Source organism: Kitasatospora sp. NPDC004799 (assembly GCF_040609095.1).
Lineage (GTDB): Bacteria > Actinomycetota > Actinomycetes > Streptomycetales > Streptomycetaceae > Kitasatospora.
In genome coordinates, this window is record NZ_JBEXJK010000489.1 from 1 (window position 1) to 5,819 (window position 5,819).

Annotated in this window: 5 protein-coding genes; 3 read left to right on the top strand and 2 right to left on the bottom strand. The window is 74.4% G+C overall.

Features of this window, described 5'->3' with window-relative positions; all coding sequences use genetic code 11:
• Both ABZW03_RS36165 and ABZW03_RS36170 read right to left on the bottom strand, forming a co-directional pair.
• A partial coding sequence (locus tag ABZW03_RS36165) for a hypothetical protein (protein WP_355268287.1) occupies nt 1-508 on the bottom strand: 508 nt, incomplete at its 3' end.
• Nucleotides 509-1,251: 743 nt separating this feature from the next.
• Nucleotides 1,252-2,202 carry a hypothetical protein gene (locus ABZW03_RS36170; protein WP_355268290.1) on the bottom strand — a complete coding sequence of 317 codons (951 nt, stop codon included), beginning with the start codon at nt 2,200-2,202 and terminating at the stop codon, nt 1,252-1,254.
• A gap of 276 nt (nt 2,203-2,478) precedes the next feature.
• Here ABZW03_RS36170 and ABZW03_RS36175 point away from each other — a divergent pair, with 276 nt between their 5' ends.
• The 3 genes from ABZW03_RS36175 (at nt 2,479) to ABZW03_RS36185 (ending at nt 5,755) form a co-directional block, all read left to right on the top strand.
• Nucleotides 2,479-2,892, top strand: coding sequence for a hypothetical protein (locus ABZW03_RS36175; RefSeq protein ID WP_355268293.1), 414 nt, complete (start codon nt 2,479-2,481; stop codon nt 2,890-2,892).
• A gap of 293 nt (nt 2,893-3,185) precedes the next feature.
• Nucleotides 3,186-4,052, top strand: coding sequence for an SAM-dependent methyltransferase (locus tag ABZW03_RS36180; RefSeq protein WP_355268296.1), 867 nt, complete (start codon nt 3,186-3,188; stop codon nt 4,050-4,052).
• A gap of 230 nt (nt 4,053-4,282) precedes the next feature.
• Nucleotides 4,283-5,755: a cytosine permease gene (locus ABZW03_RS36185; protein WP_355268299.1), complete on the top strand. Its 1,473-nt coding sequence runs from the start codon at nt 4,283-4,285 to the stop codon at nt 5,753-5,755.
• The last annotated feature ends 64 nt before the right edge of the window (nt 5,756-5,819 follow it).

The window sequence follows — 5,819 nt, forward strand, 5'->3', positions numbered from 1 at the left end:
CCTCGGGGCCGGAGCCGCCCGGTCCGGCCAGGACCAGCCGGGCCACCACCGCGTCCGCGATCGCCGAGGCGCGGTCCTCCGCCATGCCCCGCTGTGCGGCCGACTCCAGCACCGACTGCCGTACCTCGACGAGCTGTTCGCGGGTCAGCGGGGGAATCGTCACCGGCTCGGACCCCTTGCGGAAGACCTTGCGCAGCCCGGCCCGCAGGCCCCGGGCGGCGCCGTCCACCGCGGCGCCCGCGAGCCGCTGCCCCACCTGGTCCAGCGCCAGCCACACCACCGGGGTCACCAGCGCGGCGACCTCGCCCAGGCCGAAGCCCAGCGGCTCGCTCCGGCTGCGCCCGGCGAGCCGGCGCACGGCCGAGGCGTCGTCGAAGCGGGTCAGCCACCCGACGAGCGGCAGCTCCTCCGCGGCGGACTCGGCCACCACGTCGCGGACCACGTCGCGCACCCGTGCCCCGCCGGTCGCGGCCTCGCGGTCCCCGGCGTGAGCTGCTTCGGAACCCATGGCACCTCCGTGGCCAACTCGCGGTGCGGACGAGGGAGTTGCCGCACCGCTCCCACCCTGAACCACGGAGTCCGACGGGGGCAATACCGGCGGTGTTCCTCATATAATCCGTCGCCCCTCCGCCGCCCGCCCCTCCGCCGCCCGCTGCGGCCGCCGACCCGGGCCCGCCCGGCCAGGAGGCGTTCCGGCCGTCGCCGGTCGGACGGCTGGAGCGGTACTGGACCGGCGGTTCCGTGGGTGAGAGGCGGCGCACGACCAGCAGGCCGATGTCGGCGGGCACTTCTCGGACGAGGAGGTGGAGCCCGAGCTCGTCACCGTCGTCCGCGGGCGAGGAGTTCCTCCTCGTCCACGCGGGCACCGCCGCGCCGGAGTGACCCGAGCGGAGCGCCGAACTCGACCCCGGGGACAGCGTGTACGTCAACCCGGCGCCGCCGCACCGCTGCCGGAGCACCGGGTCGGAGCCGGCCGAGCCCCTCGTGGTCATCCACGACGACCCGGACGGCCCACCGTGTGCCCCAGGGCCTGTCGCCGAACTCCCGCCGTTCGCCCGGAGGGCGGTCGGGGCAGCGGTGGGGTGCGTGCATCGCGAGGCGGCGGTGGGGGCACCTCCCGGCCGCAGTGGCTGGGGGCCGTCGGCGACCGACGACCACGCGGCGAGGTGCGCTTGCGCCCTGGGGCCGCCCCGCAGACGCGAGTTCGACGACAGGCCCTGACATCGACCGTTCGCCGCCCCGCCCGGCGGCTCACGGCCGGAGACAGCGGGCCTGGCCGAGGACGTAGCAGCGCAGGTCGATGTCCTCGGGCAGGGCGGGCGTGCGGCCCGGGAGGGCGACGGCGCCGACCGTGACGACGAAGGTCCTGGTCACCGCGTCGCTCCCCTTCTTGGTCCGCGGGGCCTGGAAGAGCAGGTAGCGCGCCAGCAGGTAGTCCTCGGCGGTGAGCCCGGGGCGGGCCAGCAGGCCGAGCGCGGCGGAGTGCAGGACGGCGCCGTCCCGGGGGTCGGGGGTCGCGGTGTAGACCGACCAGGCACCGCGCTCCAGCCGGGAGGTGTCCACGCCCCTGGCCGCGGCCCGGGCCGCCAGGACGGCGTCGGCCCGGCGGGCGGCTTCGCCCCGCAGCAGGCGGTTGCCGGCGATCCGCCGCCCGTCCGGCAGGAGCACCCGGTTCTGGAGGACGTCGCCCCCGACGCCCTCGGCGGCGAAGCGCTGCTCGGCCAGCCGGCCGTAGCGGAGCATGGCCTCCCAGGCCGGGGTCGGGCGGCCCCCGGTGTAGCCGCGCGTGGCCTGGTCCCACCGCGCGTCCTCGCGCAGCCGGCCGACCTCGCCGAGCCGGTCGTAGTTGGTGTCCCCCGCCCGGATCGGGGTGCGGAAGCGCTCCGGGTCGAAGCCGGTGCCGACCACGGGTGGCGGGCCCATCCTGACGGCGAGTCGGTAGCGCCAGTCGACCAGTCGGGCGTGGACGGCGGTCAGCGCGGCCACCCGGGCCGGCAGGTCCGGGGCGGCCTCCCACAGCCGGGCCAGCAGGCCGGCCGCCCCGCCGGCGGCGGCCGCCTGCTCGACGGCGAACGCGCGGGCCGTGGCCTGCCGGGCGGGATCGGCGGAGCGCAGGGCGAGCGGGCTGGTGGGGAAGTCACCGGGGGTGATCGGTGCGGCGGGTATGACGCCCTCCTCGGCGGGCGGCGGCCAGGTGTCCATGTCCCCATCCTCCCGGGCGAGTTGCGGCGACCGGCGGCGGTTCCGGGGATCCGCGCCCCCGCCGCACCCCGAGGCCGAGGCCGGGTGGCGTTCCGGACACACCGCCGGCCCGAGGGCAATGCGACGTCCGGCGTGATCGCGTACTGTTACACGATGGTGACGATCCGTCCACAACCCATCCGCGGGGCGGGGCGTCTCACCTGATGACAGATGGCAGAGCCCGGATCGCACCGATCGGGCCTCCGGGCCGAACCCTCCTCAGAAAGGGGTGCACCCGTGATCGTCTCCCAGCGGAACTCCCTGCGGCTGGCCGCCGTGACCACCCTCAGCGCGCTCTCCCTCGCCCTGGCGGGCACCGCCATGGCGGCCGCCCCCGCCCTCGACCCCGCGCCCGCCGTCACCCTGGTGGCCGCCGCGCCCGCCACCCTCACCGCCACGCCCTCGGTCACCTCCGTCGAGGCGTGGCAGCTGTTCCGGGTCACCGGTACGACCACCGGCCTCGCGGCGGGCAGCACGGTGACCCTGCAGCAGAAGCAGCACGGCGCGTGGGTCACGCTGCCCGCCTCCGCCCCCACGACCCGCACCGGCACCTACTCGCTCGGCGTGAAGCTCGGGATCAAGGGCCTGAACGAGCTGCGCATCATCAGCGGGGACGCCGCCTCCCCCGTGTTCACCGTCACCGTGCGCTGACCGGCGGCCTCGGCCCGGCCGCCGGGCCGAGGCCCGAAACCGCTTCGCTGGCACCGGCGTTGAAGCCGAGCAGGGGTCTCCACTGATCCCCGCCCCTCCAACGCGCCGGTGTGCGCGATCGGGCGGCACGCAGGGGCCCGGGAGCCGACTGCGCTCCCGGGCCCTCTCGCGTGCCCGGCGCACGGAGGCGGCCGGTGGAGAAGCGGTGCGGGTGCGGCGGACTTCCCGCGCGGCAAAGGCGAGTTGGCTAGACTGCGGCGGGCCTGGCATGATCACCAACGAAGGGGCAGGGAATGAGCACCGACGAGACCGTGGCGACGGCCGCCGAGTACGGGTCCGAAGAGTCGGTCGCCCTGCAGATACGCCAGGACATTCCGCACAGCGCCCGGATGTACGACTACTTCCTCGGCGGCAAGGACAACTTCGCGGTCGACCGCGAGGCCGCCGAACGCGTCCTGACCGTCTTCCCCACCATGCGCACGGCGGTCCACGCGAACCGCACCTTCATGCGCCGCGCCACCCGGGCCCTCGCCCGGCGCGGCCTGCGCCAGTGGCTGGACATCGGCACCGGCATCCCCACCTCCCCGAACCTCCACGAGGTCGCCCAGGCCGTGGAACCGCGGGCCCGCGTGGTCTACGCCGACAACGACCCGGTCGTCCTGGCCCACTCGCGCGCCCTGATGACCAGCACCCCCCAGGGCCGCACCGCCTACGTGCACGGCGACGTCCGCGACCCGGCCGCCATCCTGGCCACCCCCCAGGTCGCCCAGACCCTCGACTTCACCCGGCCCGTGGTCGTGTCGATGGTGGCACTGCTCCACTTCGTCCCCGAGCTCGCCGACGCCCGCGCCATCGTCGAGCACTTCCTGGCGCCCCTGCCGTCGGGCTCCGCGCTCGTCCTCTCCCACGCCACCGCCGAGCTCGACCCGGCCGGCGCCACCCAGGTGCAGGAGATCTACAACCGGGCCGGCACCTCCCTCCAGCTGCGCCCCGAGGCCGAGTTCGCCACCCTCTTCGACGGCCTCGACCTGCTCGGCCCCGGCATCGTCCCGGCCCACCGCTGGCACCTCGACGAGGCCGACACCGACGCCGACGCGCTGCCCGCCACCGTCACCGACGCCCAGGTCTCCTTCTACGCGGCCGTCGCCGTCAAGCCCTGAGGCCCGCGGCGCTCAGGAGTACGGCCCCGGTGACCCCGGGGCCGTACTCGTTTCCGGCACCGGTGCGGCACAGGTCCACCATCGGACCGGCGCCCGGGCGGCGCCCGGGCGGAATCCGGAGCCGAATCGGACAAGTAGGATGACCTAACTCCCGCGCTACGCGCGAAGAGTTCCACGAATATCCCCTTTGACCGATTCGCCTACCGCTTCACACGCACGGAGCCACCCTCATGGACAACCTGTCCACCGCCAACGCCGGCGGCGCGATAGAGACCCGCGGCATCGAACCCGTCCCGGATCACGAGCGCCGGGGCAGAGTCCGCGAGCTCTTCCCGACCTGGGTCGCGGCGAACATCAGCGTCCTGCTCCTCACCATGGGCGCGGCCCTGGTGGTGTTCAACCAGCTGAACTTCTGGCAGGTCCTGATCGTGGCCGCGTGCGCCGCGCTCGTCTCCTTCGGCATGGTCGGCGTGCTGTCGGTCTCCGGGAAGTGGGGCGGAGCCCCGGGGGCCACGCTCTCCCGGGCCACCTTCGGCGTGCGCGGCAACCTCTTCCCCGGCGCGATCCTCTGGATCGCCCGGTTCGGCTGGGAGACGATCAACGCCGTCACCGGCGCCTACGCGGTGCTGACCGTCCTCGACCTGCTCTTCGGCGTCAAGAGCAACACCGCGCTGATCGTCGTCACGCTCTTCGCCTTCGTCGCCTGCACCTTCCTGGTCTCCGGCCTGGGCCGCAAGGCGCTGAACGTCTGCAACACCTGGTCGACGTACCTCTTCGGCGTCTTCAGCATCCTGGTGCTGGGCTACCTGATCGCGACCATGGACTGGAGCGAGGTCTTCGCCAAGCCCGCGGGCACCACCGCGATGATGATCGCCGGCATCGGCACCATCGCCGCCGGCGGCATCAGCTGGGTCCCCACCGGCCCGGACTTCGCCCGCTACCTGCCGCACGCCGCCTCCGGCCGGAAGATCGTCGGCGTGACGGTCTCCGGCGCCGGCCTGGTGATGGTGCCGATGGTGCTGATGGGCGCCGTGATGGCGGTGGCCTCGCCCGGCCTGGCGGACGCGGCGGACCCGGTCTCCTTCCTCGGCGACCTGCTGCCGACCTGGCTGGCCGTACCCTACCTGCTGACCGCGATCGTGGGCATGCTGCTGATCAACAGCCTCTCCATGTACTCGGCCGGCTTCACCGCGCAGACCATGGGCGTGCGGCTGCCCCGCGCCCTGGCCGTCAGCATCAACGCGGTGATCTCGCTGGTCGGCGGCCTGCTGCTGATGCTGGTCGCCAAGAGCTTCCTGGGCTCCTTCATCACCTTCCTGGTCCTGCTGGCCGTCTCCTTCTCGGCCTGGATCGGCGTCTACGCGGTGGACATGTTCCGGCGCCGGTCGCGCGCGGTGCGCTACGACGCCGCCGGGCTGATGGACACCAGCAGGAACAGCCGCTACTGGTACGTGGGCGGCTTCTGCTGGCAGGCGATGGTGTCCTGGGTGCTCGCGCTGCTGGTCGGCCTCGCCTTCACCAAGTGCGACTGGTTCGCCGGCCCGCTCTCCGACACGCCCGTCGGCCGGTACGGGCTCGCCTGGGCGGCGACCATCGTGGTCTCCGGCGTGATCATGGCGGTCCTGCCCGAGCCCCGGGAGAACGCCCCCGCCGCCGAGCAGCCCGCCGACCGCCCGGCGGAGGCCGAACGCGTCACCGCCTGACCGCGCACCGCGCCCTTCCGCACGCCCCGGACCGCCCGGTGGCCGACTCACCCGAGCCGGCCAC

Excerpts from the sequence above, each read along its gene's own strand:
- ABZW03_RS36170 (WP_355268290.1), bottom strand. The coding sequence starts at position 2,202 with ATGGACACCTGGCCGCCGCCCGCCGAGGAGGGCGTCATACCCGCCGCA.
- ABZW03_RS36180 (WP_355268296.1), top strand. The coding sequence starts at position 3,186 with ATGAGCACCGACGAGACCGTGGCGACGGCCGCCGAGTACGGGTCCGAA.
- ABZW03_RS36185 (WP_355268299.1), top strand. The coding sequence starts at position 4,283 with ATGGACAACCTGTCCACCGCCAACGCCGGCGGCGCGATAGAGACCCGC.